A 24,120-nucleotide genomic window follows, 5' to 3' on the forward strand; every position below is an offset into this window, starting at 1 on the left:
GCATGCAGCGAGCCGGAGCGGTGCTCGTCCTCGAGGACGGGCGGGTGTTCCGCGGCGCGCCGTACGCGGCGGTGGGCGAGACGTTCGGCGAGATCGTCTTCTCGACCGGCATGACCGGGTACCAGGAGACCCTGACCGACCCGTCATACCACAAGCAGATCGTGGTGATGACCGCGCCGCACGTCGGCAACACCGGGGTGAACTCCGACGACCCGGAGTCGCGGCGGGTCTGGGTGGCCGGCTACGTGCTGCGCGACCCGGCGCGCCGCCAGTCGAGCTGGCGCGCCACCGGCGGCCTGGAGGACGACCTGCGGGAGCAGGGCATCGTCGGCATCCAGGGCGTCGACACCCGCGCGGTCACCCGCCACATCAGGGAGCGCGGGGCGATGCGGGCGGGTGTGTTCAGCGGGCCGGCCGCCGGGCGGTCCGTCGACGAGCTGCGCGAGCAGGTGCTGGCCAGCCCGAGCATGGTCGGTGCCCAGCTGTGCGAGGAGGTCAGCGCCGACCAGCCGTACGTGGTGCCGGCCGCCGGCGAGGCCAAGCTGCGGGTGGCCGCGCTCGACCTCGGCATCAAGAGCATGACGCCGCGGCGGATGGCCGAGCGCGGCATCGAGACGCACGTGCTGCCGGCCACGGCGACCGTCGCGGACGTCCTCGGCGTGGGCGCCGACGGCGTGTTCCTCGCCAACGGGCCGGGTGACCCGGCGACGGCGGACCCGCAGGTCGAGGTGGTGCGCGAGCTGCTCGACCGGAAGGTGCCGCTGTTCGGCATCTGCTTCGGCAACCAGGTGCTCGCCCGCGCGCTCGGGCTGCCGACGTACAAACTGCAGTACGGCCACCGCGGCATCAACCTGCCGGTCAAGGACCTCGGCACGGGCAAGGTCGAGGTGACCGCCCACAACCACGGGTTCGCCGTCGACGCCCCGCTGTCCGGGCCGGTGGACACCCCGCACGGTCGGGTCGAGGTCAGCCACGTCTGCCTGAACGACGACGTGGTGGAGGGCCTGCGCTGCCTCGACGCGCCGGCCTTCTCCGTGCAGTACCACCCGGAGGCGGCGGCCGGGCCGCACGACGCCGCGTACCTGTTCGACCGGTTCGTCGAGATGATGGAGCAGCAGCGCGATGCCTAAGCGATCGGACCTGTCCAGCGTCCTGGTCATCGGGTCGGGTCCGATCATCATCGGACAGGCCTGCGAGTTCGACTACTCGGGCACGCAGGCGTGCCGAGTGCTGCGCTCGGAGGGCCTAAGGGTCAGCCTGGTGAACAGCAACCCGGCGACGATCATGACCGACCCTGAGTTCGCCGACGCGACGTACGTGGAGCCGATCACCCCCGACGTGGTCGAGCAGGTGATCGCGAAGGAACGGCCGGACGCCGTGCTCGCCACGCTCGGCGGGCAGACGGCGCTCAACACGGCGGTCGCGCTGTACGAGTCCGGGGCGCTGGAGAAGTACGGCGTGGAGCTGATCGGTGCCTCCATCGACGCGATCCAGGCCGGCGAGAACCGGGAGCGGTTCAAGGAGATCGTCGCGTCGATCGGCGCGGAGTCCCCGCGCAGCGTCATCTGCCACAGCCTCGACGAGACGCTCGCCGCCGCAGCGGAGCTGCAGTACCCGGTGGTCGTACGACCGTCGTTCACGCTGGGTGGCAGCGGTTCAGGGATGGCGCACGACGAGGCGCAGCTGCGCCGCATCGCGTCGGCAGGGCTGCAGGCGAGCCCGACCACCGAGGTGCTCATCGAGGAGAGCGTGCTCGGCTGGAAGGAGTACGAGCTCGAGCTGATGCGCGACCACCACGACAACGTGGTGGTGGTGTGCTCGATCGAGAACGTCGACCCGATGGGCGTGCACACCGGCGACTCGATCACCGTCGCGCCTGCCATGACGCTGACCGACCGCGAGTACCAGCGGATGCGCGACATCGGCATCGACGTGATCCGTGCCGTCGGCGTGGACACCGGTGGCTGCAACATCCAGTTCGCCGTGCATCCGGACACCGGCCGGATCGTGGTCATCGAGATGAACCCGCGGGTCTCCAGGTCGAGCGCGCTGGCGTCGAAGGCCACCGGCTTCCCGATCGCGAAGATCGCCGCGCGGCTGGCGATCGGCTACACGCTGGACGAGATCCCCAACGACATCACGAAGGAGACGCCGGCGAGCTTCGAGCCGACGCTCGACTACGTGGTGGTGAAGGTGCCGCGCTTCGCGTTCGAGAAGTTCCCCGGCGCCGACCCTGTGCTCACCACGCACATGAAGTCGGTGGGCGAGGTGATGGCCATCGGCAGGTGCTTCACCGAGGCGCTGCAGAAGGCGCTGCGCTCGACCGAACGCGCCAGCTCGTCGTTCACCTTCGCCGGCGACCCGGGCGACGCGGCCGAGCTGCTCGACCGCGCCAGCACGCCGCACGACGGCCGGCTGCGGGTGGTGCAGCAGGCGCTGCGCGCCGGCGCGTCGGTCGAGGACGCCTACCGGGCGACCAGCATCGACCCGTGGTTCCTCGACCAGATCGCGCTGCTCGACGAGGTCGCCGCCGAGCTGGCCGCCGCGAAGGACCTGGACGCCGACCTGCTGCGGCTGGCGAAGCGGCACGGCTTCAGCGACGCGCAGATCGCGGCGATCAAGGGCATCGACGAGCTGCTCGTCCGCGCGTTGCGGCACGCGCTCGCGGTACGTCCGGTGTACAAGACGGTGGACACCTGCGCGGCCGAGTTCGCCGCGCGCACGCCGTACCTGTACTCCAGCTACGACGAGGAGACCGAGGTTCCGACGGGCGACCGGCGTAAGGTGCTCATCCTCGGGTCGGGGCCGAACCGGATCGGGCAGGGCATCGAGTTCGACTACTCGTGCGTGCACGCGTCGCTCGCGCTGCGCGCGGCCGGGTTCGAGACGGTGATGGTGAACTGCAACCCGGAGACCGTCTCCACCGACTACGACACCAGCGACCGGCTGTACTTCGAGCCGCTGACGCTGGAGGACGTGCTCGAGGTCGTGCACGCGGAGCAGGAGACCGGCGAGGTGGCCGGGGTCATCGTGCAGCTGGGCGGCCAGACCCCGCTCGGCCTGGCCAGGGACCTGGCGGCGGCCGGTGTGCCGATCGTCGGCACGTCGCCCGAGAGCATCCACGCGGCCGAGGACCGCGGCGCGTTCGGGCACGTGCTCGCCGCGGCCGGGCTGCCGGCCCCGAAGCACGGCACGGCGTCGTCGTTCCACGAGGCGAAGGTGATCGCCGACGAGATCGGTTACCCGGTGCTGGTCCGGCCTTCGTACGTGCTCGGCGGCCGCGGCATGGAGATCGTCTACGACGACGAGCGGCTGGAGGCGTACCTGGCGTCGTCGACCGAGGTGTCGCCGGAGCGGCCGGTGCTCGTCGACCGGTTCCTCGACGACGCGGTGGAGATCGACGTGGACGCGCTGTTCGACGGCGAGGAGCTGTTCCTCGGCGGCGTGATGGAGCACATCGAGGAGGCCGGCATCCACTCCGGCGACTCCGCCTGCGCCCTGCCGCCGACCACCCTCGGCCAGGAGGTGGTGGAGCACATCCGCGCGTCGACCGAGGCGCTCGCCCGCGGCCTGCACGTGCGCGGGCTGCTGAACGTGCAGTACGCGCTGGCCGGCGACGTGCTCTACGTGCTCGAGGCGAACCCGCGGGCGTCGCGCACGGTGCCGTTCGTGTCCAAGGCCACCGGGGTGTCGCTGGCGAAGGCCGCCAGCCGGGTGATGCTCGGCGCGACCGTCGCGGACCTGCGCGCCGAGGGGATCCTGCCGCCGCACGGCGACGGCGGCGACCTGCCGCCGGACGCGTCCATCGCGGTGAAGGAAGCCGTACTGCCCTGGGGCAGGTTCTCCGGTGTGGACACGCTGCTCGGACCCGAGATGCGCTCCACCGGCGAGGTGATGGGCATCGACGCGCAGTTCGGCACCGCGTTCGCCAAGTCACAGGTCGCGGTGTACGGCTCGCCGATGCCGATCGCCGGCCGGGTGTTCGTGTCGGTGGCCAACCGCGACAAGCGGTCCATGGTGTTCCCCGTGCGCCGGCTGGCCGACCTCGGCTTCGAGGTGCTCGCGACCGCCGGCACCGCGCAGGTACTGCGCAGGCACGGCATCACGGCCACGGTCGTGCGCAAACACAGCCAGGGCCAGGGCGAGGACGGTGAGCCGACCATCGTGCAGCGGATCCTCGCCGGCGAGGTCGACCTGATCATCAACACGCCGTTCGGCAGCCCGGGACACGCCGGACCGCGCGTCGACGGCTACGAGATCCGCACCGCGGCCACCACGGCCGGGGTGCCGTGCATGACCACCGTGCAGGGGCTGGCCGCCGCCGTGGAGGGCATCGAGGCGACCGTACGTGGCGACATCGGGGTGCGCTCGCTGCAGGACCACACCTCGGCGCTGCAACCGGCGAGTGGAGGGCGGTCGGAATGAGTGTGCCCCCGCGGCAGGTGCCGGCCGAGGTACTGCAGCTCGGCAGCGCCGGCGCGTACCTCTCACTGCGGCTGCGGGCGCCGGAGCTGGCCGCGTTCCAGCCCGGGCAGTTCGCCGCGGTCGCCGTCGGCGGCCGGCACACGGGCATGGTGCTGCGGCGCTGCTTCTCGCTGTACGCAGGCGATCCTGGCGACGGCACCGTCGAGGTGGTCTTCGCCGTGCACGGCAAGGGCACCGCCTGGCTCGCCGAGCTGCGGCCTGGCGACCAGGTGGACGTGGTCGGCCCGCTCGGGCGGCCGTTCCCGCTGCCCGCCAGGCCGGGCGCGGCCGTGCTGGTCGGCGGCGGCTACGGCAGCGCGCCGCTGTTCTCGCTGGCCGACGTGCTGCATGCCGCCGGCGGCGAGGCACACCTGGTGGTCGGCGCCGCGAGCGCCGACAAGCTGTTCTTCGGCGAGGAAGCGTGGCAGCGGTGCGCGTCGGTCACCGTCACCACCGACGACGGCTCCGCAGGCGTTCGGGGGCTGGTCACCGACCCGCTGCCCGAGCTGATCGCCCGCACCGGCGCCACCGTGCTCTACGCGTGCGGCCCGATGGCCATGCTGGCGGCCTGCACGGCGGTCGCCAGGGAGCAGGGCATCACCGCGTACACCGCGGTGGAGGAGGCGATGGCCTGCGGCGTCGGGGTCTGCATGACCTGTGTGCTGCCCGTCGTCGGCGACGACGGCGTCACCAGGATGACCCGCTCGTGCACCGCCGGCCCGGTGTTCGCGGGCGAGACCGTGCGGTGGGCCGACGTCGGCACCGTGCCGACCGGCACGTGGGGAGCAGGTGGTCACTGATGGCCGTCGACATGCGCACGAACCTCGGCACGCTCGAGCTGCCCGCGCCGGTCCTCACCGCGTCCGGCTGCGCCGGCTACGGCAGGGAGCTGGCGCCGTACGTCGAGCTCGCCGCGCTGGGCGGCGTGGTCACCAAGTCGATCATGCGCAACCCGCGGTCCGGCCGCGCGACGCCGCGGATGGCGGAGACGCCGTCCGGCATGCTGAACTCCATCGGCCTGCAGGGGTCGGGCGTCGACGAGTTCGTCGCGAACGACCTGCCGTGGCTGACCGAGCAAGGCTGCCGGGTGATCGTGTCGGTGGCCGGTGGCTCGGTCGAGGAGTACGCGGAGGTCGCGAAGCTGCTGCGCGGTCAGCCCGGCCTGGTCGCGCTCGAGGTGAACATCTCCTGCCCGAACGTGGAGAGCCGTGGCGAGGTGTTCGCCTGCGACCCGGACGCCGCGGCCCGCGTCGTCGCCGGCGTGCGCGCGGTCACCGCGCCCGACGTGCCGGTACTAGCGAAGCTGTCGCCGGACGTCACGGACATCGTCCCGGTCGCCCAGGCGTGCGTAGGCGCGGGCGCCGACGGCCTGTCGATGATCAACACCCTGCTCGGCATGGCCATCGACGTGGACACCGCGAGGCCGGTGCTCGCCGGGGTCACCGGCGGGCTGTCCGGCCCCGCGATCCGGCCGGTCGCCGTCCGCTGCATCTGGCAGGTCCGCGCCGCGCTGCCCGAGGTGCCCATCCTCGGCATGGGCGGCGTACGGCACGGCGTGGACGCACTCGAGCTGGTCCTCGCCGGCGCGAACGCGGTGTCCGTCGGCACGGCCGTCTTCGGCGACCCCGGCGCCTGCCCGCGGATCCAGGCCGAGCTGGCCGAGGCACTGGCCGCCAGGGGGTACGCCCGCTTCACCGACGCAGTGTCGGCCGCCCACCCCCGCTGACGAGAGAGGCTTCCTGATGACCCTGCACCCCGTCGACCTCCCGCGCTCCGCTCCTCGCTCACTTCCGCCGTGTGCGCGGCGCACCCATTCCGTCCTCGCTACGATGCTCACGCGGGAGGCCTCCTGATGACCCTTGCACCCATCGCCGTCGCACTCGACACCGGCGACCTGGAGACGGCCGCGCGCTGGGCGAAGGCCGTGACCCCGCACGTGAGCACGTTGAAGGTCGGCCTGGAGCTGTACATGCGCTACGGCCCGCAGGTGGTCGCCAGCGTGCGCGGCGGCAGCGGCGCGGACATCTTCCTCGACCTGAAGCTGCACGACATCCCGGCGACGGTCGCGGGCGCGGCGAGGGCCGTCGAGTCGCTGCGGCCGAGCTACCTCACCGTGCACGCCAGCGGCGGTGCCGCGATGATCCGCGCGGCGGTCGAGGCGATCCCCGCTACGAAGATCGCAGCGGTGACCGTGCTGACCTCGCTCGCCGACGCCGACCTGGAGGAGATCGGCCTGGCCGGCCCGGCCGGTGACGCGGTGCGGCGGCTCTCGGTGAACGCGGTGGCGGCCGGGGCGCGGGCGCTGGTCTGCTCGCCGCGCGAGGTCGCCGGGGTGCGGGCCGAGGTCGGCGACGACGTCACGCTGATCACCCCAGGCGTGCGGCCGGCCGGCAGCGGCAGCGACGACCAGGCCAGGGTGGCGACGCCGGAGCAGGCACTGGCCGACGGCGCCGACGTGATCGTCGTGGGCCGCCCGATCACCGGTGCGCCCGACCCGGGCGCGGCCGCCGCGGCGCTCGGCCGCTCGCTGCGCCGCCTCACCCCGAGCTGACCCGGGGATGAAACGGCCGGGCGCGCTCGTTGGCCCGGGTATGAGCATCGAACTCGGCCAGCTCGGAGTCTGGCGACCCCATACGGACGTTTCGACCGACGCGGCCCGGGAGCTGGAAGGCCTCGGGTACGGCGCGATCTGGCTGGGCGGCTCGCCGCCGGGCGACCTCGTGGTGGCCGAGGAGCTGCTGGCGGCCACGTCCAGGATCGTGGTCGCGACGGGGATCGTGAACATCTGGAAGGACGACGCGGCGACCGTCGCGCGTTCGTACCAGCGGATCACGGCGCGGTTCCCCGACCGGTTCCTGCTCGGCGTCGGCGTCGGCCACCCGGAGGCGACCGCGGAGTACCGGCGTCCGTACACGACGCTCGTCGACTACCTGGACGCACTCGACGACGCCGGCGTGCCGATGCAGGACCGTGCGGTCGCGGCGTTGGGCACGAAGGTGCTCGCACTCGCCAGGGACCGCAGCCTCGGCGCGCACCCGTACCTGACCACACCCGAGCACACCGCGCACGCCCGCGAGATCCTCGGCCCCGGCGTGTTGCTCGCGCCTGAGCAGAAGGTCGTGCTGGACGACAACCCCGCCAGAGCGCGCGCGATCGGCCGGCCACGGGTGGCGAACCCGTACCTGAAGCTCAGCAACTACCAGAACAACCTGCGCAGGCTCGGCTTCGACGACGCCGACTTCGCCGGCGACGGCAGCGACCGGCTGATCGACGCGCTCGTAGCCCACGGCGACGTGAGCGCCGTCGCCGCCGGGGTGCGGGCCCACCTGGACGCCGGCGCCGACCACGTGACGGTCCAGGCACTCGCCGCACCCGGCACCGACCCGCTGCCGGCGTACCGCGAGCTGGCCACCGCGATGGGCTAGCGGTACGACTCGACGACGGGGACGTCGCGCAGGGGTTCCGGGGTGCAGCCGCCGATCGCGTACAGGCGGCCGTCGACCGAGGCCAGGCCGAGGCCGTGCCTGCTGCTCCCCATGCCCGGTGCCTTCCGCCAGCTGGCGGCGCCTGGCCGGTAGGTGAAGTGGTGCCCGTACATCACGGCGTGGATGCGGCCGCTGTGCACCGTGAGGCCGTAGTTGGCGAGCGGGGCTGGCAGGGCAGGTCCCTTCGACCACCGGTCCTTCGCCGGGTCGAAGACCTGGACGTCGGTGGTGTCCTCGCCGTTCGTGTTGCCGCCGACGGCGTAGACCTTCCCGCCAAGCGCTACGGCGCGCAGGCTGCCCTTGGCGACGGGCAGCGGCGGCGCCTTCGACCAGGTGCGGCTGCGGGTGTCGAACACCTCGACGGTGCGGACCGGCCCCTGCGCGCCCTCGCCGCCGATCGCGTAGATGTCGCCGCCGAGCACGGCTGCCCCAAGCTCATACCTGGGCGTCGGCAGCGGTGGCAGCCGGCGCCACTTCCGCGTCGCGGGGTCGAACGCCGTCGCGCGGCCGGTGGTCTCGGTCGGCGGGGTCAGCCCGCCGATGCTGTAGATGACGCCGTCCACCGCCACGGTCGCCGTCGAGCTGCGCGGGACCGGCAGCGACGGGCCGTACCGCCAGCGGTCCTTGTCAGGGTCGTAGATCTCCACCGTGTCCAGCAGGTTGCCGCGGGAGCCCGTCATGCCGCCGAGCACCCAGATCCGGCCATCCAGGACGACGGTGCCGAAATCGTCCCTGCCGGTATCCAGTACCGCCTGGTGGCGCCACGGGCCGGCGGACGGCGACTCCTCGGGGGCGGCGGACCGGACGACGCCGGCGACCACGACGGCGGCCGTGAGGACGGCGAGCGTGACGATCCCGCCGAGCAGCACGCGGCGGAAGCGGTCCTCGGATGCCACCGGCACCTCCTTCTCTCAGCAACTGAGACCGGTCGTGTGACCAGGAGAAAGTAGGCCAGTATGTTTGATGTCACTTTTCGCTGGTAGCAGCGGGTTAGCCTGCTGCTCCGTAGCGTTCACGATGCGAGAAAGGCGAGCCGAATGTGGGATTTTTCGGGCCCAAAAGGGGTCTCCGCACCGGTTCGTCGCCCTGCTCGACCATGAATGACCAACTATGACGGGTGCTGAGCTGGCCACTTGAACGTACCCCACGTTGCTTTGGTGGGGGAGGACTCGCTAGGTTCCAGGAGTCCCCTTCCACGAGGCCACCTGGCCGAAGTGGATGCCCAGTGCCCCAACGAGTGAGACCGAGGTGACCGCGAGTGCCCCTCCCTTCTCTTACACCCGAACAGCGTGCCGCTGCCCTTGAGAAGGCCGCCGCGGCGCGGCGGGCCCGCGCGGAGGTGAAGAACCGACTCAAGCACTCCGGGGTTACCCTCGCTGAGGTCATCCGCGAGGGCCAGGAGAACGATGTCGTCGGCAAGATGAAGGTGGCCGCGCTTCTCGAAGCCATGCCTGGTGTCGGCAAGGTGCGGGCCAAGCAGATCATGGAGCGGCTGGGGATCGCCGAATCGCGGCGAGTGCGCGGACTGGGTGCGAACCAGATCGCAGCGCTCGAGCGTGAGTTCGGCGGCAACAGCTGATCCTCCGCTAATAGCAACTAGCAATGGGTGGCACGCCGTATGGTGTGCCACCCAAGGCTTTCCTACGGGAAACGAGTCTGCATGAACGTCGGCCACGGGGGTCCGGACCAGCTGGTCGGTGCCGGCCAGGATCTGCGGCGTAGCACGCCCGCGCGGTTGGTCGTGCTCTCCGGTCCTTCCGGGGTGGGCAAGAGCACGGTCGTCGCCAGGCTGCGGCAGCACCACCCCGAGGTGTGGCTGTCGGTGTCGGCGACCACGAGGAAGATCCGCCCGGGCGAGATCGACGGAGTGCACTACACGTTCGTCGACGACGAGACGTTCGACCGAATGCGTGACGCCGGGGAGTTCCTCGAACACGCGGAGTTCGCCGGCAACCAGTACGGCACGCCGCGCAGCGCCGTGCTCGAACACCTGGCGGCCGGCGTCCCGACGCTGCTCGAGATCGACCTGCAGGGAGCCAGGCAGGTGCGTGCTTCCATGCCGGACGCGCTGCTGGTCTTCCTCGCGCCGCCGTCGTGGGAGGAGCTCGTCCAGCGGCTGGTCGGCCGGGGCACCGAGCCACCCGCGGTGGTCGAGCGCCGGCTGGCCCAGGCGCGGGTCGAGCTCGCTGCCGAGTCTGAGTTCGACGTGACGCTCGTCAACACGTCGGTCGAAGAGGTGTGTGACCAGCTGGTAGCCTTGTGGCAAGTCTCCTAGCCGATCTGCGCCCCAGTGGCGTCCGGTCGCTTTTCCAGTCCAACGGAAGGATCGCCTTGTCGGGTACCGAGCCGGTTGCCGAGGGCATCACGAACCCACCCATCGACGAGCTGCTCAAGACCACGCCGAGTCGCTACCAACTGGTGATCTTCGCCGCCAAGCGGGCGCGTCAGATCAACGCGTACTACTCCCAGCTCGGTGAGGGCCTGCTCGAGTACGTCGGCCCGCTGGTCGAGACGCACGTCCAGGAGAAGCCGCTCTCCATCTCGCTGCGCGAGATCCACCACGGCCTGCTCGACACCGAGGCGCTGGACGCACCGGCGGAGCCGGTCGGCGCCGCACAGGTCGAGTAGCAGCCCGCCGGGCCGGCGAGGGCGACGGTGTCCGCGGACGACGCGCGACCGCGTGTGGTCGTCGGAGTGGCCGGCGGCATCGCCGCGTTCAAGGCCTGCACCCTGGTCCGGCTGTTCACCGAGTCCGGCCACGACGTCCGGGTCGTCCCCACGGAGAGCGCGCTGCGCTTCGTCGGCGCGGCGACGTGGGAGGCGCTGTCCGGGCACCCTGTGCACACCGACGTCTGGGCGGACGTGCCCGACGTCCCGCACGTGCGGTTCGGGCAGGACGCCGACCTGGTCGTCGTCGCGCCGGCCACCGCGAACACGCTGGCCCGCGCGGCCCATGGCCTCGCCGACGACCTGCTCACGAACACGCTGCTGACGGCCCGCTGCCCGGTGGTGTTCGCGCCCGCCATGCACAGCGAGATGTGGCAGCACCCGGCGACGGCGGCGAACGTGGAGCTGCTGCGCAGCCGGGGGGCGCTGGTCCTCGAGCCGGCCAGCGGCCGGCTCACCGGCAGTGACTCAGGCCCCGGCCGGCTGGTCGAGCCGGAGCAGATCTTCACCGCGGCCAAGGCCGTACTCGACCGGGGGACGGCGGCGACCGACCTCACCGGCCGGCGCGTGCTGGTGACCGCGGGCGGCACCAGGGAGCCACTCGACCCGGTCAGGTTCATCGGTAACAGGTCGAGCGGCCGGCAGGGCTACGCGTTCGCGCAGACCGCGTGGGCGCGCGGCGCCGAAGTGATCCTTGTCACGGCCAACAGCGGGCTGCCCGACCCCGCCGGTGTCGAGGTCGTCCGGGTGGAGACGACCGAGGAGATGCGGGCCGTCGTCGTCGACCGGACGGCCGCCGTCGACGCGGTAGTAATGGCGGCCGCACCTGCGGATTTCCGCCCGGTCGAGGTCGCCGGCAGGAAGATCAAGAAGTCCGAGTCGGACGGTCCCGCTCCGGTGCGGCTGGAGCAGACGGCCGACATCCTCGCCGAGATCGGACACGGACCGTACCGGTCGCGGCAAGTAATCGTCGGGTTCGCCGCGGAGACCGACGACGCGGTGGCCAACGGGCAGCAGAAGCTGGCCCGCAAGGGCTGTGACCTGCTCGTCGTGAACGAAGTCGGTGCAGGTAAGGGCTTTGCCGTGGAGCACAACACGGCGACCGTGCTCGGCGCGGACGGCAGCAAGACGACGCTACCGAGGCAGCGGAAAACGGCGCTCGCGGACCGGGTCTGGGACCTGGTAGTCGAACGGCTGGTGGGGCGAGCTGACGGAACTCGGTAAACTCATGCTGGACCGATACCCAATTCGTTGGAGGAATACCTCGTGTCCAGCCGCCTCTTCACGTCGGAATCAGTCACCGAGGGCCATCCGGACAAGATCTCGGACCAGGTGAGCGACGCCATCCTCGACGCGTTGCTGGAACAAGACCCCAAGAGCCGGGTTGCGGTCGAGACCTTGATCACGACTGGTCAAGTGCATGTCGCCGGTGAGGTGACGACCAACGCGTATGTAGAGATTCCGCAGATCGTCCGCGACACCATCCTGGGTATCGGTTACGACTCGTCCACGAAGGGCTTCGACGGTGCGTCCTGCGGCGTGTCGGTGTCCATCGGTTCGCAGTCGCCCGACATCGCGCAGGGTGTGGACACCGCCTACGAAGGGCGTGCGGAAGGCTCCGTCGACCCCATCGACAAGCAGGGTGCGGGCGACCAGGGCATGATGTTCGGCTTCGCCTGCAGCGAGACCGAGCAGCTGATGCCGCTGCCGATCCAGCTGGCGCACGAGCTGTCCAGGCAGCTCACCAACGTGCGCAAGGACGGCACCGTGCCGTATCTCCGCCCGGACGGTAAGACGCAGGTCACCGTCGAGTACGACGGGCAGCGTCCGGTGCGGCTCAACACCGTGGTCGTCTCTTCCCAGCACGCCGCCGACATCGATCTCGATGCACTGCTCACTCCGGACGTCCGGCAGCACGTGATCGAGCCGGTGCTGGCTGGCTTCGACATCGACACCACCGGATACCGGCTGCTCGTCAACCCCACCGGGCGGTTCGAGGTGGGTGGCCCGATGGGTGACGCCGGCCTCACCGGCCGGAAGATCATCGTGGACACCTACGGCGGGTACGCCAGGCACGGTGGCGGCGCGTTCTCCGGCAAGGACCCGTCCAAGGTGGACAGGTCGGCCGCGTACGCGATGCGCTGGGTGGCGAAGAACATCGTGGTCGCCGGTCTGGCCGAGCGCTGCGAGGTGCAGGTCGCGTACGCGATCGGCAAGGCGCAGCCGGTGGGCCTCTTCGTCGACACCTTCGGCACCGAGCAGGTGCCGGTGGACCAGATCGAGAAGGCCGTCGGTGAGGTCTTCGACCTGCGCCCCGGTGCGATCATCCGCGACCTCGACCTGCTCAAGCCGGGGTACAAGGGCACCGCGGCGTACGGCCACTTCGGCCGTAGCGACCTGAACCTGAGCTGGGAGCGCACCGACCGCGCGGACGCGCTGCGTTCGTTCGTCGGCGCCTGACGTGTCGTAACCGAGCACAGCGAGCGGCCCGCGGGCCCGGCAACCGCCGGGCCCGCGGGCCGCAACGCTGTCCCGCCGCTGGCCGGTCGGCGGGGTCCGGTAGAACGGTGGGGTGGGCGAGACCGGTACCGAGCAGCTGGCGCTCGTACGTCGGCGGCCGCCGGCTCGCAGCCGCACGGCGGCGAAACCCGAGCCGGCGGAGCGGTTGCCGGTGGCGCGGGTCGCCGTCGACATGTCGCTGCCGCACCTGGACCGCCCGTTCGACTACCTGGTGCCGGCGGACGCCGACTGCGTACCCGGCTGCCGGGTGCGGGTGCGGTTCGCCGGGTCGCTGGTGGACGGGTTCGTGCTCGACCGGGTGGACCGCAGCGAGCACGAGGGCCGGCTGGCGTTCCTCGACCGGGTGGTCTCCGGCGAGCCGGTGCTGGCACCGCAGGTCGCGACGCTGGCCAGAGCCGTCGCCGACCGGTACGCCGGCACCATGGCCGACGTGCTGCGCCTCGCCGTCCCGCCGCGCCACGCGAAGGTGGAGGCCGAACCGCCTGGAGTGGCCGCACCGGCACCACAGCCGCCGGACGGGCCAGGCCCGTGGGCGGAGTACACGGCCGGTGCGGCGTACGTGCGGGAGCTCGCCGCCGGGCGCCCCGCCCGCGCGGTCTGGAACGCGCTGCCAGGCGCGGACTGGCCGGCGGCCATCGCGCACGCGGTCGCGACCGTGCGGAGCGTGGGCAACGGCGCCGTCGTCGTGGTGCCCGACCACCGCGACGTGGCGCGGCTGGACGCCGCGGTGCGGGCGGCCTGCGGCCCGGACCAGCACGTCGTGCTCACCGCGGAGCTCGGCCCGGCGCAGCGGTACCGGCGCTGGCTCGCCGTACGGCGCGGCGCCGTGCAGGTGGTGGTCGGCACCCGGGCGGCGATGTTCGCGCCGGTGCACGACCTCGGTCTCGTGGTGTGCTGGGACGACGGCGACGACCTGCATGCCGAGCAGCGGGCGCCGTACCCGCACGTCCGCGAGGTGCTCTGCCTGCGTGCGCACCGGGAAGGCGCCGCCGCGCTGATCGGCGGGTTCGCCAGCACCGCGGAGGGCGCGCGGCTGCTCGCGACCGGCTGGGCGCACGCGGTCGCGGGGGACCGGTCCGCGGTACGGGCGGCGATGCCGGCCGTCCGGGTCGCAGGCGACGACGCCGACCTGGCCCGCGACCCCGCCGCCCGCAGCGCACGGCTGCCGCAGTCCGCCTGGCGGGCGGCGAAGGAGGCGCTCGCGCACGGTCCGGTGCTGGTGCAGACGCCGCGGCGTGGGTACGTGCCGGTGCTCGCCTGCCGCTCCTGCCGGCACACGGCGCACTGCCCGCACTGCCAGGGTCCGCTCGCCGCGACCGGCGACGGGCAGCCGGCGTGCCGGCTGTGCGGCCGGCCGGTGGCGAACTGGCGGTGCCCGTCCTGCTCGGCGACCGGGCTGCGGGCGGTGGTCGTAGGCGCGGCCCGCACCGCAGAGGAGCTCGGCAAGGCGTTCCCCGGCGTACGGGTGCGGGTCAGCGGCGGCGACGCCGACGTGCTCGCGGAGGTGCCCGCGGCCGGCCAGCTGGTGGTGGCGACGCCGGGCGCGGAGCCGGTGGCCGCCGGCGGCTACGCGGCCGCCCTGCTGCTCGACGGCTGGGCGCTGCTCGGGCGCGCCGACCTGCGCGCGGCCGAGGAGGCGCTGCGGCGGTGGCTGACGGCGGCCGCGCTCGTACGGACGGGCAGTGCCGGCGGCCGGGTCGTCGTGCTCGCTGACTCGTCGCTGCCGGTCGTGCAGGCGCTGGTGCGCTGGGACCCCGCAGGCTTCGCCGAACGCGAGCTCGCCGACCGCGCCGAGCTGCGGTTCCCGCCCGCCGTACGGGCCGCCGCGGTCACCGGCGACGCGACCGCCGTCGACGAGCTGCTCGGCGCCGACCGGCTGCCCGAGGTGTCCGACGTGCTCGGCCCGGTGCCGCTGCCCGGCGACCCGCAGGAGGTGCGCGCCCTGGTGCGGGTACCGCGCAGGGACGGCGCGGCGCTCGCCGCGGGCCTGCACGCCGGCCTCGCGGTCCGCAGCGCGGTGAAGGCGCCTGGCAAGGTGCGCGTGCAGGTGGACCCGCTCGAGGTGCTCTGAGCTGCTGGCCGCCTAGACTGTGAGCTTCCCGATCTTTCCTTGGAGTGACTCGTGGCCATCCGACCGATCCGGCTGTTCGGCGACCCGGTGCTGCGTACGCCGGCGGAGCCGGTGCGCGACTTCGACAAGGAGCTGCGCCAGCTGGTCACCGACCTCCAGGAGACGATGCTCGACGCGGAGGGCGCCGGCCTCGCCGCGCCGCAGATCGGCGTGGGGCTGCGGGTGTTCACGTACAACGTGGACGGCATCGTGAACCACCTGGTGAACCCGCGGCTCGAGCTCTCCGAGGAGGAGCAGGAAGGCGACGAGGGCTGCCTGTCGTTCCCCGGCATGGTGTACGACGTGACCAGGTCGATGTACGTCGTCGCCAAGGGCGAGAACATGCACGGCGAGCCGGTGGAGATCCGCGGCAGCGAGCTGCTCGCGCGGGCGCTGCAGCACGAGACCGACCACCTCGACGGCATCCTGTTCATCGACCGGCTCGACCGGGAGCAGCGGAAGCTGGCGATGCGGGAGGTCCGCGCCGCCGAGTGGGCGGGCGAGCCGATCCCCGACGTACGCACCTCGCCGCACCCGACCGGCGGCCGGGCGTTCTGAGCGGTGCGCCTGGTCTTCGCCGGTACACCCGCGGTCGCCGTCCCCGCGCTCGACGCGCTGCTCGCGTCGGGCCATGACGTCGTCGCCGTCGTGACCCGCCCGGACCGCCGCGCCGGCCGCGGCCGGAAGGTGGCGGCCAGCCCGGTCGCCGAGCGCGTACGGGCGGCAGACGTCGAGCTGCTGCAGCCGGAACGCGCGACCGACGAGGCGTTCGTCGCGCGGCTGGCCGAGCTCGCGCCAGACTGCTGTCCAGTGGTGGCGTACGGCGCGCTGCTGCAGGCGTTGGTGCTCGCGATCCCGCGGCACGGTTGGGTGAACCTGCACTTCTCCGTGCTGCCGGCCTGGCGCGGCGCCGCCCCCGTGCAGCACGCGCTACGCGCCGGCGACGACGTGACAGGCGCGACGGTGTTCCAGCTGGTGCCCGAGATGGACGCGGGACCGGTGTACGGCACGGTGACCGAGTCCGTACGCCCGCGCGACACCGCGGGGGAGCTGCTCGACCGGCTCGCGTCCGGCGGCGCCGAGCTGCTCGTACGGGTGCTCGACGGCATCGCCGACGGCAGCGTGGTGGCGGTGCCGCAGCCGGCCGACGGGGTGAGCTACGCCCCGAAGATCACCTCCGCCGACGCGCAGGTCGACTGGCGGCAGCCGGCGCACGCCGTCGACCGGCAGGTCCGCGCGCTGACCCCGGTGCCGGGCGCGTGGACCACCGTGCACGGGCAGCGGCTGAAGCTCGGCCCGGTGGAGCCGGCCGACCCGGACGTCGACCTGGCGCCGGGGCAGCTGACCGTAGCCAAGGCCGGCGTGTTCGTCGGCACCGCAACGGCGCCGGTGCGGCTCGGCACGGTGCAACCGCAGGGCCGCCCGTCGATGGACGCCGGTGCCTGGGCGCGCGGCGCCAGGGGCGTCGAAGGCGCAGTGCTCGGCGCGCCGGCATGAGCGACCCGCGCTGGAGCGCGACGAACGAGCCGGAGGTAGGGGCCGCGGTGCTCACAGCACGACAGCTGAGGCTGCCGCGGCACCTGCCGGAGGGTCGAGAGGAGGCGGGCGCGGCATGAGCGACGCCGCGCGGACCGTCGCCTACGAGGTACTGCGCGCGGTGGCGAGCCGCGGCGCCTACGCCAACCTCGCGCTGCCGCACGCGCTGCGCAGCGCCGGCCTGACCGGTCGCGACGCCGCGCTCGCGACCGAGCTGACGTACGGCACGCTGCGCCACCGCGGCACGTACGACGCGGTGCTCGCCGTGTGCATCGACCGGCCGCTGGCGAAGCTCGACCCGCCGGTGCTCGACGCCCTGCGCCTCGGTACGCACCAGCTGCTGCGCACCCGGATCCCCGGGCACGCGGCGGTGAGCAGCACGGTGGCGGTGGCCAAGGAGGCGCTCGGCAGCAAGCGCGCGGGGTTCGTCAACGCCGTGCTGCGCCGGGTGGCCGACCGCGACGAGCAGGGCTGGATCGACGCGGTCGCACCGGACTACGACGACGACCCGGTCGGCCACCTCGCCGTCGCGCACGCCCATCCGCCGTGGGTGGTGCGCGCGATGCACGAGGCGCTCGGTGGCTCGTGGACGGACACCTCCGCGGCCCTGGCCGCGGACAACGACCCGGCGGACGTCGTCGTGTGCGCGCGCCCCGGGCTGTGCACCGTGGACGAGATCCCCGGCCGGCCCGGCCGGTGGTCGCCGTCCGCCGTGCTCGTCGACGGCGACCCGGCCGCCGTGCCCGCTGTCCGCGAGGGGCGGGCCGGGGTGCAGGACGAGGGCAGCCAGCTGGTGGCGTACGCGCTCGCCGCGGCCGAGGTGCCGACGCGCCCGGGCGGCGAGGTGTGGCTGGACGCCTGCGCCGGCCCCGGCGGCAAGGCGGCGCTGCTGGCCGCGCTGGCCGAGCAGCAGGGAGCCAGGCTGGTCGCAGCGGAGCGCAGGCACCGCAGGAGCCGGCTGGTGCGCCGCGCGCTGCAGCTGTCGCAGAACGCACAGGCGGTGACGGCGGACGGCCGCGCCGGTCCGTGGCGGGCGGACACCTTCGACCGGGTGCTCGTCGACGCGCCGTGCAGCGGGCTCGGCTCGCTGCGGCGCCGCCCGGAGGCCAGGTGGCGCCGCACGCCGGGCGACGTGGCCGACCTGGTGCGGCTGCAGGGCGACCTGCTGCGCGCCGCCCTGACGGCGGTCCGTCCCGGTGGCGTGGTCGGCTACGTCACCTGTTCGCCGCACCTGGCCGAGACCACCGGCGTGGTCGACCTGGTGACGGGGGATACTCCCGGGGTGGACGTCGTCGACGCGCGCCCGCTGTTCCCCGGCCGGCCGCATCTCGGCAGCGGCCCGTGGGTGCAGCTGTGGCCGCACCTGCACGGGACGGACGCGATGTTCGCGGCCGTCCTGCGCAAGCGGGAGGATTAGGGGACGACACGGAGGATCGGTGGCATGACGAAGATGCAGCTGGCACCCAGCATCCTGTCCGCGGACTTCACCCGGCTGGCGGAGGAGGCGGGCGTCGTCGCGGGCGACGCCGACTGGCTGCACGTGGACGTGATGGACGGGCATTTCGTGCCGAACCTGACCATCGGGCTGCCCGTCGTCGAGGGGCTGGTGAAGGCGGCCGGCCTGCCGTTGGACTGCCACCTGATGATCGACGACCCGGACCGGTGGGCGCCGCAGTACGCCGAGGCGGGTGCCGGGAGCGTCACGTTCCACGCGGAGGCCGCGCGTGCGCCCGTCCGCACCGCGCGCGAGCTGCGAGCGCTCGGCGCCCGCGCCGGGCTCGGGCTGAAGCCGGCGACGCCGGTGGAGGCGTACGCGGACCTGCTCGGCGAGATCGACATGCTGCTGCTGATGACCGTCGAGCCCGGGTTCGGCGGGCAGAAGTTCCTCGACTTCGTGCTGCCGAAGATCGAGCGGGCACGGCGGCTGGTGCGCGACGGCGACCTGCAGCTGTGGGTGCAGGTCGACGGCGGCGTGGACGCAGAGACGATCGGCCGGTGCGCGGAGGCGGGTGCGGACGTCTTCGTCGCCGGGTCCGCGGTGTACGGCAGCGACGACCCCGCCGCTGCGGTGCGCGGGTTGCGTGCGCGCGCCGAGGCCGCGCACGACCGATGAACGAGGCGCTGCCCGCCGCCGACCAGCCCACGCGCACCGTGCTCGCCTGGGTCTCGGCCGCCGACGCCGTGGCCGCGTCCGCGGCGGAGCTGGCCGGGGGGTGGCGGGTCAGGCGCGTCGGTGAGCTGCGCGCGATGCAGCTGGCGGTGGCCAGGGACCGGCCGGACGTGCTGCTGGTGGACCTGACCGACCTCCCGGACGACCCGCACCGCTGCCTGCGCACCCTGCGGGCCGACTTCAAGGTCGCCGGCGTGCCGCTGGTGGCGCTGGTGCCCGAACCGCTGTCGGCGGCCGAGCTCGTCGCCTTCGGCGACCTGGTCGACGACTACGTGCGCCAGCCCTGGTCCGCCGGTGAGCTGGCGCACCGGCTGGAATGGGCGGTCGCACGACACGGCGAGCGCAACGCCATGGCGGCGGTGACCGGCCTGCCCGGGTTCGGTCGCGCGCGGCAGGACCTGCAGGAGCGACTGGCCGCCGGCCGCCCGTTCGGGTACTGCCGGCTCGACCTGGACGGGTTCGCCGCGTTCAACGAGATCTACGGCCACCCGCGCGGCGACCAGCTCATCGCGATGTTCGCGGCGACACTGCGGCGGGTCGCCGCCGACCTGGCGCCGCCACCGTTCGTCGGGCACCTCGACGGCGACGACTTCGTGCTGACCTGCGCCGCCGACCAGGCCAGGCCGGCGTGCCGCGACGTCGCGGACATGTTCGAGGCGGACTCGCTGACGCTGTACGACGAGGCCGAGCGTGTCCGCGGCACCATGCAGGTGACCGACCGGCGGGGGGTGCAGCACGACATCCCGCTGGTCACCGTGTCGGCGGGGGTGGCCACCAACGAGCACAGGCACTTCGCCAACACGCACCAGGTGCTCGCCGTCGCCGACGAGATGCTGGTCTTCGCGAAGCAGAGCGCCGGTTCGAGCGTCGGCGTCGACCGGCGCAAGGCGTGACCGTCCAGGCACTGAGACACGCCGGTCGGCCGGCGTGATCGACGACATGTCGCGGTACGGCGGTCGGGTGCCTACACTGGGGGCGACACGCGAAACGTGCGCTCCGGGGTCGGTGAAAATCCGAACCGGCGGTTATAGTCCGCGACCCGGCCGAAGCCATCGGCCGGTTGATCCGGTGAAATTCCGGTACCGACGGTGAAAGTCCGGATGGGAGGTAGCGCGCGGCGGCACGCGGCCGAGGTGGATCCCGGCCACGGTGTGCGTTGTGAATCCCCGGTGCGCCCGACTGTGAGGGAGACCGGGCGATGTTCACCGGAATCGTCGAAGAGCTGGGCGCCGTCGTCGCCATCGAGCGACTGTCCACAGGTTCGGCCGAGCTGACCGTCCGCGGGCCGCTGGTCACCAGCGATGCCAAGCCCGGCGACTCGATCGCCGTGGACGGCGTCTGCCTGACCGTGACCGAGGTCGACCCCGCCGGCGGGGAGTTCACCGTCGACGTGATGGGCGAGACGCTCGCGCACAGCACCGTCGGTGCGTTCACCCCAGGACGCCAGGTCGACCTGGAGCGCGCCGTACGGGCCGACCAGCGACTCGGCGGACACATCGTGCAGGGGCACGTCGACCACACGACGACGGTCGTCGGCTGGCAGCCGCGGGAGAACTGGACCGAGGTGACGTTCGCGCTGCCGGCGCGGCTCGCGCGCTACGTCGCGGTGAAGGGCTCGGTCGCCGTCGACGGCGTCAGCCTCACCGTCGCCGACGTCGCCGACGAGACGTTCACCATCGGGCTGATCCCGGAGACGTTGCGGCGTACGGTGCTCGGCGGCAAACGCCCTGGCGACGCGGTGAACGTCGAGGTGGACGTCGTCGCGAAGTACGTCGAGCGCCTCACCGGGGCGAAGGCGGCGACCGCATGAACGTCCTGGCCTGGGTGAACTCCGTCGCGTTCACCGTGGGCAGCGAAGAGATCAGGTGGACCGACCTGGTCGGCAGCGTCGGCGCGATAGCCGTCGTCGGTCTCGCCGCCAAGCGCAGCCTCGCGACCTGGCCGGTGCAGCTCGCCAGCTGCGCCCTGCTGTTCGCCGCGAGCGTCGGCGCGCACCTCGGCGGCAACGCCGCCAGGCAGGTCGCCATCGCCGTCATCGCGGGCTACGGCTGGTGGCGCTGGGCGCGCGGGCGGCGGGAGAACAAGCAGGTCGAGGTGCGCTGGGCGAGCTGGCGGGCCCGCCTCGGCATGCTCGCCGTGCTCGCGGCCGGCACCGCCGCAGTCGCGTGGCTGCTCGCCGAGACCGGTGCGTCCTGGTCGCCGCTGCCCGACGCGTACATCTTCGTCGGCAGCCTGGTCGCGTTCTACGGGCAGGCCCGCGGCTGGGTGGAGTTCTGGTTCGTGTGGATCCTCGTCGACCTGGTCGGGGTGCCGTTGGCGTACTCGCACGGGCTGGTCGTCTACGCCACCACGTACGTGGTGTTCTTCGTGCTGTGCGTGGTCGGCATCGTCAGCTGGGTTCGGCAGTCCGGCCGGCAGACGCCGGCGCCGGGTGAGCTTGAGGAGGTGCCGGCATGAGCGCGCAGGGACTGCCGAGCGCACGAAGCATCGAGACGGTGCGGCAGGTCGTCGACGAGCTCGCGGCCGGTCGGCCGGTGGTTGTCGTCGACGACCCGGACAGGGAGAACGAGTGCGACCTGGTGTTCGCCGCGGAGCTGGCGAGCCCTGAGGTGCTCGGGTTCACCGTCAGGCACTCGACCGGCATCGTCTGCGCCCCGATGACGGAGGCGAAGGCCCAGCAGCTCGGGCTGCCGCCAATGGCCGCCGTGAACGAGGACGCGAAGCGCACCGCGTGGACGGTCTCCGTGGACGCCAAGGACGGCATCACCACGGGTGTCTCCGCGGCCGACCGGGCGCACACCCTGCGGCTGCTCGGCGACGCGCACACCGAGCCTGCGGCGCTGGCGCGGCCGGGACACGTGTTCCCGCTGACCGCCCGCGCAGGCGGCGTGCTGGCCCGCCGTGGGCACACCGAGGCCAGCGTCGACCTCGTACGGCTCACCGGCCTGACCCCGGTGGCCGGAATCGCCGAGCTGGTGAACGATGACGGCTCCATGCTCCGCCCCGACCACGTGGCCGAGTTCGCCGAGACCCACGGCCTCGTGTATCTGACCGTCTCCGACGTTGCTGCGTACCTGCGGCACGAGCAGCAGCAGGTGCGGCGGGTGTCGGTGACCCGGTTGCCCACCAGGCACGGGCAGTTCACCGCGCACGGCTACCTGGACGAGCCGACGGGTGACGAGTGCGTCGCCCTGGTGCACGGCGAGGTGGCCGGCGGTACCGACGTGCTCGTGCGGGTGCACTCCGAGTGCCTCACCGGCGACGCGTTCGGGTCGCAGCGGTGCGACTGCGGCGAACAGCTCGACCGGGCGCTGGCCGAGGTCGTCGCGGCCGGCAGCGGTGTGGTCGTGTACGTCCGCGGCCACGAGGGCAGGGGCATCGGGCTGCTCAGCAAGCTGCGCGCGTACGAGCTGCAGGACGCCGGCGCGGACACCGTACAGGCGAACCTCGCGCTCGGCCTGCCCGTCGACGACCGCGACTACGCCGCCGCCGCGCAGGTGTTGAAGGATCTCGGTGTGCGCGGCGTGCGGCTGATGACGAACAACCCGGTGAAGCAGCAGGCGATCGACGCGTACGGCGTGTCCGTCGTCGCGCGGGTGCCGTCGCGCACGGCACCGACGCCAGCGAACCTCGGCTACCTGCAGACGAAACGGGACCGGCTCGGCCACGAGGTGAGCTGGCTCGCCGACGCCGTGCCGCACGAGGCGAGGGCGGTGGGCGACACTTGACGCGTACAGCAGACGAGGGAGGCGATCGGCAGTGAGCGGCTCGGGGCGGCCCGACATCCAGGCGCTGAAGGGCGCCGGAGTCACGGTCGGGATCGTGGCGACCCGGTGGAACGCCGAGGTCGTCGACGCGTTGCTCGACCGCGCCACCGCGGCGGCGGAGGCGTGCGACATCACACCGACGGTCGTGCGGGTGTCAGGCGCGATGGAGGTGCCCGTGGTCGCGCAGCACCTCGCCAGGGAACACGCCGCGGTGGTGTGCCTGGCCGCCGTCATCCGCGGCGGCACGCCGCACTTCGAGTACGTCTGCCGCAGCGTGACCGACGGCCTCACCAGAGTGGCGCTCGACGCCGGCACCCCGGTCGGGAACGGCGTGCTCACCTGTGACACCCTGGAACAGGGGTTGGATCGCTGTGGGCTTGCCGAAAGCCACGAGGACAAGGGATGGGAGGCGACGATGGCAGCTGTCGAGGCAGCCGTCGTCCTCCGCGACCTACGACATCGGGTGCCGACCGCTCGTTAGTTCGCGTTCACCGTCTCTTCGTCCGACTCTGAAGGGTTCACGTCGTGCTCTCGCTCGTCCTGCCCAAGGGTTCCCTGGAAGCCGCGACCATCGACTTGTTCGAGGCCGCCGACCTCGCCGTGCGCCGCGGCTCCAGCCGTGACTACCACGCCGCCGTCGACGACCCGCGGGTCGAGCGGGTGCGGTTCCTGCGGCCGCAGGAGATCCCCGTCTACCTCGAGCAGGGGCTGTTCGACGTCGGCATCACCGGCCGCGACTGGATCACGGAGACCGGCGCGGACGTGGTGAGCCTCGGGGAGCTGGAGTACTCCAAGGCGACGAGCAACCCGGTTCGCATCGTGCTCGCCGTGCCGGCCGACCAGGAGATCGAGCGCGGCGAGGACCTGCCTGAGGGCGTCCGGGTGTCGACCGAGTACCCGCAGCTGACCCGCAGGTACTTCGACGAGATCGGGGTGAAGGCGCGGATCGTGCCGTCGTACGGCGCGACCGAGGCGAAGGTGCCCGACATCGTGGACGCGGTCGTCGACGTCACGGAGACCGGCTCGTCGCTGCGCAAGCACGGCCTGAAGATCGTGCACACGCTGCTCACCAGCCGCACCGAGGTCGTCGCGAACCGGGCCGCGTACGAGGACCCGGAGAAGCGTGCCGCGATGGAGGACATCCTGCTGTTGCTGCGGGGTGCGATCACGGCGCGCGGCAACGTCTACCTGATGCTGAACGTCTCCGCGGACCAGCTGTCCGCGGTACTCGACCAGCTGCCCGCGCTCGGCTCGCCGACCGTCACCTCGCTGGCGAACGGCGACCACGCGGTGGGCACGGTGGTGCCGAAGGTCGGCATCAACACGCTGATCCCTGCGCTGAAGACCGCAGGCGCCCGCGACATCCTCGAGCTCCCCATCGCCAAGATCGTCGAGTAACGC

23 protein-coding genes and 1 riboswitch are annotated in these 24,120 nt (G+C 72.7%); of the genes, 22 read left to right on the forward strand and 1 reads right to left on the reverse strand.

All coding sequences use genetic code 11. From position 1 onward, the window contains the following. Window positions 1–2: 2 nt before the first annotated feature. The 6 genes from carA (at window position 3) to GEV07_01990 (ending at window position 7,889) form a co-directional block, all read left to right on the forward strand. Complete coding sequence (gene carA / locus GEV07_01965) at window positions 3–1,130, forward strand: glutamine-hydrolyzing carbamoyl-phosphate synthase small subunit (protein MQA01531.1); 1,128 nt, start codon at window positions 3–5, stop codon at window positions 1,128–1,130. Continuing rightward, window positions 1,123–4,425, forward strand: coding sequence for a carbamoyl-phosphate synthase large subunit (carB, locus tag GEV07_01970; protein ID MQA01532.1), 3,303 nt, complete (start codon window positions 1,123–1,125; stop codon window positions 4,423–4,425). The genes carA and carB overlap by 8 nt, the downstream gene beginning before the upstream one ends. Next, the gene (locus GEV07_01975) at window positions 4,422–5,264 is read left to right on the forward strand and encodes a dihydroorotate dehydrogenase electron transfer subunit (GenBank protein MQA01533.1); all 843 of its coding nucleotides are present in this window, start codon (window positions 4,422–4,424) and stop codon (window positions 5,262–5,264) included. Before carB ends, GEV07_01975 begins: the two co-directional genes overlap by 4 nt. Then, complete coding sequence (locus GEV07_01980) at window positions 5,264–6,190, forward strand: dihydroorotate dehydrogenase (GenBank protein ID MQA01534.1); 927 nt, start codon at window positions 5,264–5,266, stop codon at window positions 6,188–6,190. The genes GEV07_01975 and GEV07_01980 overlap by 1 nt, the downstream gene beginning before the upstream one ends. 126 nt (window positions 6,191–6,316) lie before the next feature. Further along, window positions 6,317–7,015, forward strand: a complete 699-nt coding sequence (pyrF, locus tag GEV07_01985; protein MQA01535.1) for an orotidine-5'-phosphate decarboxylase — start codon at window positions 6,317–6,319, stop codon at window positions 7,013–7,015. Window positions 7,016–7,055: 40 nt separating this feature from the next. Beyond that, on the forward strand, window positions 7,056–7,889 hold the full coding sequence (locus tag GEV07_01990) for a TIGR03620 family F420-dependent LLM class oxidoreductase (protein ID MQA01536.1): 834 nt from the start codon (window positions 7,056–7,058) through the stop codon (window positions 7,887–7,889). Here the strand turns inward: GEV07_01990 and GEV07_01995 are convergent. Further along, complete coding sequence (locus GEV07_01995; protein MQA01537.1) at window positions 7,886–8,851, reverse strand: hypothetical protein; 966 nt, start codon at window positions 8,849–8,851, stop codon at window positions 7,886–7,888. The genes GEV07_01990 and GEV07_01995 overlap by 4 nt on opposite strands. Before the next feature lie 356 nt (window positions 8,852–9,207). Between GEV07_01995 and GEV07_02000 the strand changes: the two genes are divergently transcribed. From GEV07_02000 to GEV07_02075, 16 genes are all read left to right on the forward strand, one after another. Next, the gene (locus GEV07_02000) at window positions 9,208–9,528 is read left to right on the forward strand and encodes a 30S ribosomal protein S13 (GenBank protein MQA01538.1); all 321 of its coding nucleotides are present in this window, start codon (window positions 9,208–9,210) and stop codon (window positions 9,526–9,528) included. Window positions 9,529–9,609: 81 nt separating this feature from the next. Further along, complete coding sequence (locus GEV07_02005; protein ID MQA01539.1) at window positions 9,610–10,224, forward strand: guanylate kinase; 615 nt, start codon at window positions 9,610–9,612, stop codon at window positions 10,222–10,224. Window positions 10,225–10,280: 56 nt separating this feature from the next. Further along, window positions 10,281–10,577, forward strand: a complete 297-nt coding sequence (locus GEV07_02010; GenBank protein MQA01540.1) for a DNA-directed RNA polymerase subunit omega — start codon at window positions 10,281–10,283, stop codon at window positions 10,575–10,577. A 27-nt stretch (window positions 10,578–10,604) separates the two neighbouring features. After that, window positions 10,605–11,840 (forward strand): bifunctional phosphopantothenoylcysteine decarboxylase/phosphopantothenate--cysteine ligase CoaBC, encoded by a 1,236-nt coding sequence (gene coaBC / locus GEV07_02015; GenBank protein ID MQA01541.1) that lies wholly within the window; start codon window positions 10,605–10,607, stop codon window positions 11,838–11,840. A 42-nt stretch (window positions 11,841–11,882) separates the two neighbouring features. Beyond that, window positions 11,883–13,076 (forward strand): methionine adenosyltransferase, encoded by a 1,194-nt coding sequence (locus GEV07_02020; protein MQA01542.1) that lies wholly within the window; start codon window positions 11,883–11,885, stop codon window positions 13,074–13,076. A 136-nt stretch (window positions 13,077–13,212) separates the two neighbouring features. Next, window positions 13,213–15,207 carry a primosome assembly protein PriA gene (locus GEV07_02025; GenBank protein ID MQA01543.1) on the forward strand — a complete coding sequence of 665 codons (1,995 nt, stop codon included), beginning with the start codon at window positions 13,213–13,215 and terminating at the stop codon, window positions 15,205–15,207. Between the two features lie 51 nt (window positions 15,208–15,258). Next, complete coding sequence (def, locus tag GEV07_02030) at window positions 15,259–15,804, forward strand: peptide deformylase (GenBank protein ID MQA01544.1); 546 nt, start codon at window positions 15,259–15,261, stop codon at window positions 15,802–15,804. Between the two features lie 3 nt (window positions 15,805–15,807). Continuing rightward, complete coding sequence (locus GEV07_02035) at window positions 15,808–16,743, forward strand: methionyl-tRNA formyltransferase (protein MQA01545.1); 936 nt, start codon at window positions 15,808–15,810, stop codon at window positions 16,741–16,743. Between the two features lie 115 nt (window positions 16,744–16,858). Next, the gene (locus tag GEV07_02040; protein ID MQA01546.1) at window positions 16,859–18,199 is read left to right on the forward strand and encodes an rRNA cytosine-C5-methyltransferase; all 1,341 of its coding nucleotides are present in this window, start codon (window positions 16,859–16,861) and stop codon (window positions 18,197–18,199) included. Window positions 18,200–18,223: 24 nt separating this feature from the next. After that, complete coding sequence (gene rpe / locus GEV07_02045) at window positions 18,224–18,895, forward strand: ribulose-phosphate 3-epimerase (protein ID MQA01547.1); 672 nt, start codon at window positions 18,224–18,226, stop codon at window positions 18,893–18,895. After that, entirely contained in the window at window positions 18,892–19,845 is a 954-nt protein-coding gene (locus tag GEV07_02050) for a diguanylate cyclase (protein MQA01548.1), read from the forward strand. Before rpe ends, GEV07_02050 begins: the two co-directional genes overlap by 4 nt. A gap of 94 nt (window positions 19,846–19,939) precedes the next feature. Next, a riboswitch (FMN riboswitch) is annotated at window positions 19,940–20,070 on the forward strand. A gap of 80 nt (window positions 20,071–20,150) precedes the next feature. Continuing rightward, entirely contained in the window at window positions 20,151–20,762 is a 612-nt protein-coding gene (locus GEV07_02055; protein ID MQA01549.1) for a riboflavin synthase, read from the forward strand. Beyond that, window positions 20,759–21,409: a nicotinamide riboside transporter PnuC gene (locus GEV07_02060; protein ID MQA01550.1), complete on the forward strand. Its 651-nt coding sequence runs from the start codon at window positions 20,759–20,761 to the stop codon at window positions 21,407–21,409. The genes GEV07_02055 and GEV07_02060 overlap by 4 nt, the downstream gene beginning before the upstream one ends. Beyond that, a complete protein-coding gene (locus tag GEV07_02065) occupies window positions 21,406–22,680 on the forward strand; it encodes a bifunctional 3,4-dihydroxy-2-butanone-4-phosphate synthase/GTP cyclohydrolase II (protein MQA01551.1) in 1,275 nt (424 codons plus the stop codon). The genes GEV07_02060 and GEV07_02065 overlap by 4 nt, the downstream gene beginning before the upstream one ends. Before the next feature lie 31 nt (window positions 22,681–22,711). Next, entirely contained in the window at window positions 22,712–23,200 is a 489-nt protein-coding gene (locus GEV07_02070) for a 6,7-dimethyl-8-ribityllumazine synthase (protein ID MQA01552.1), read from the forward strand. Window positions 23,201–23,244: 44 nt separating this feature from the next. Next, entirely contained in the window at window positions 23,245–24,117 is an 873-nt protein-coding gene (locus tag GEV07_02075; protein MQA01553.1) for an ATP phosphoribosyltransferase, read from the forward strand. Window positions 24,118–24,120 lie beyond the last annotated feature (3 nt).

Source organism: Streptosporangiales bacterium (assembly GCA_009379825.1).
Classification (GTDB): Bacteria; Actinomycetota; Actinomycetes; order Streptosporangiales; family WHST01; genus WHST01.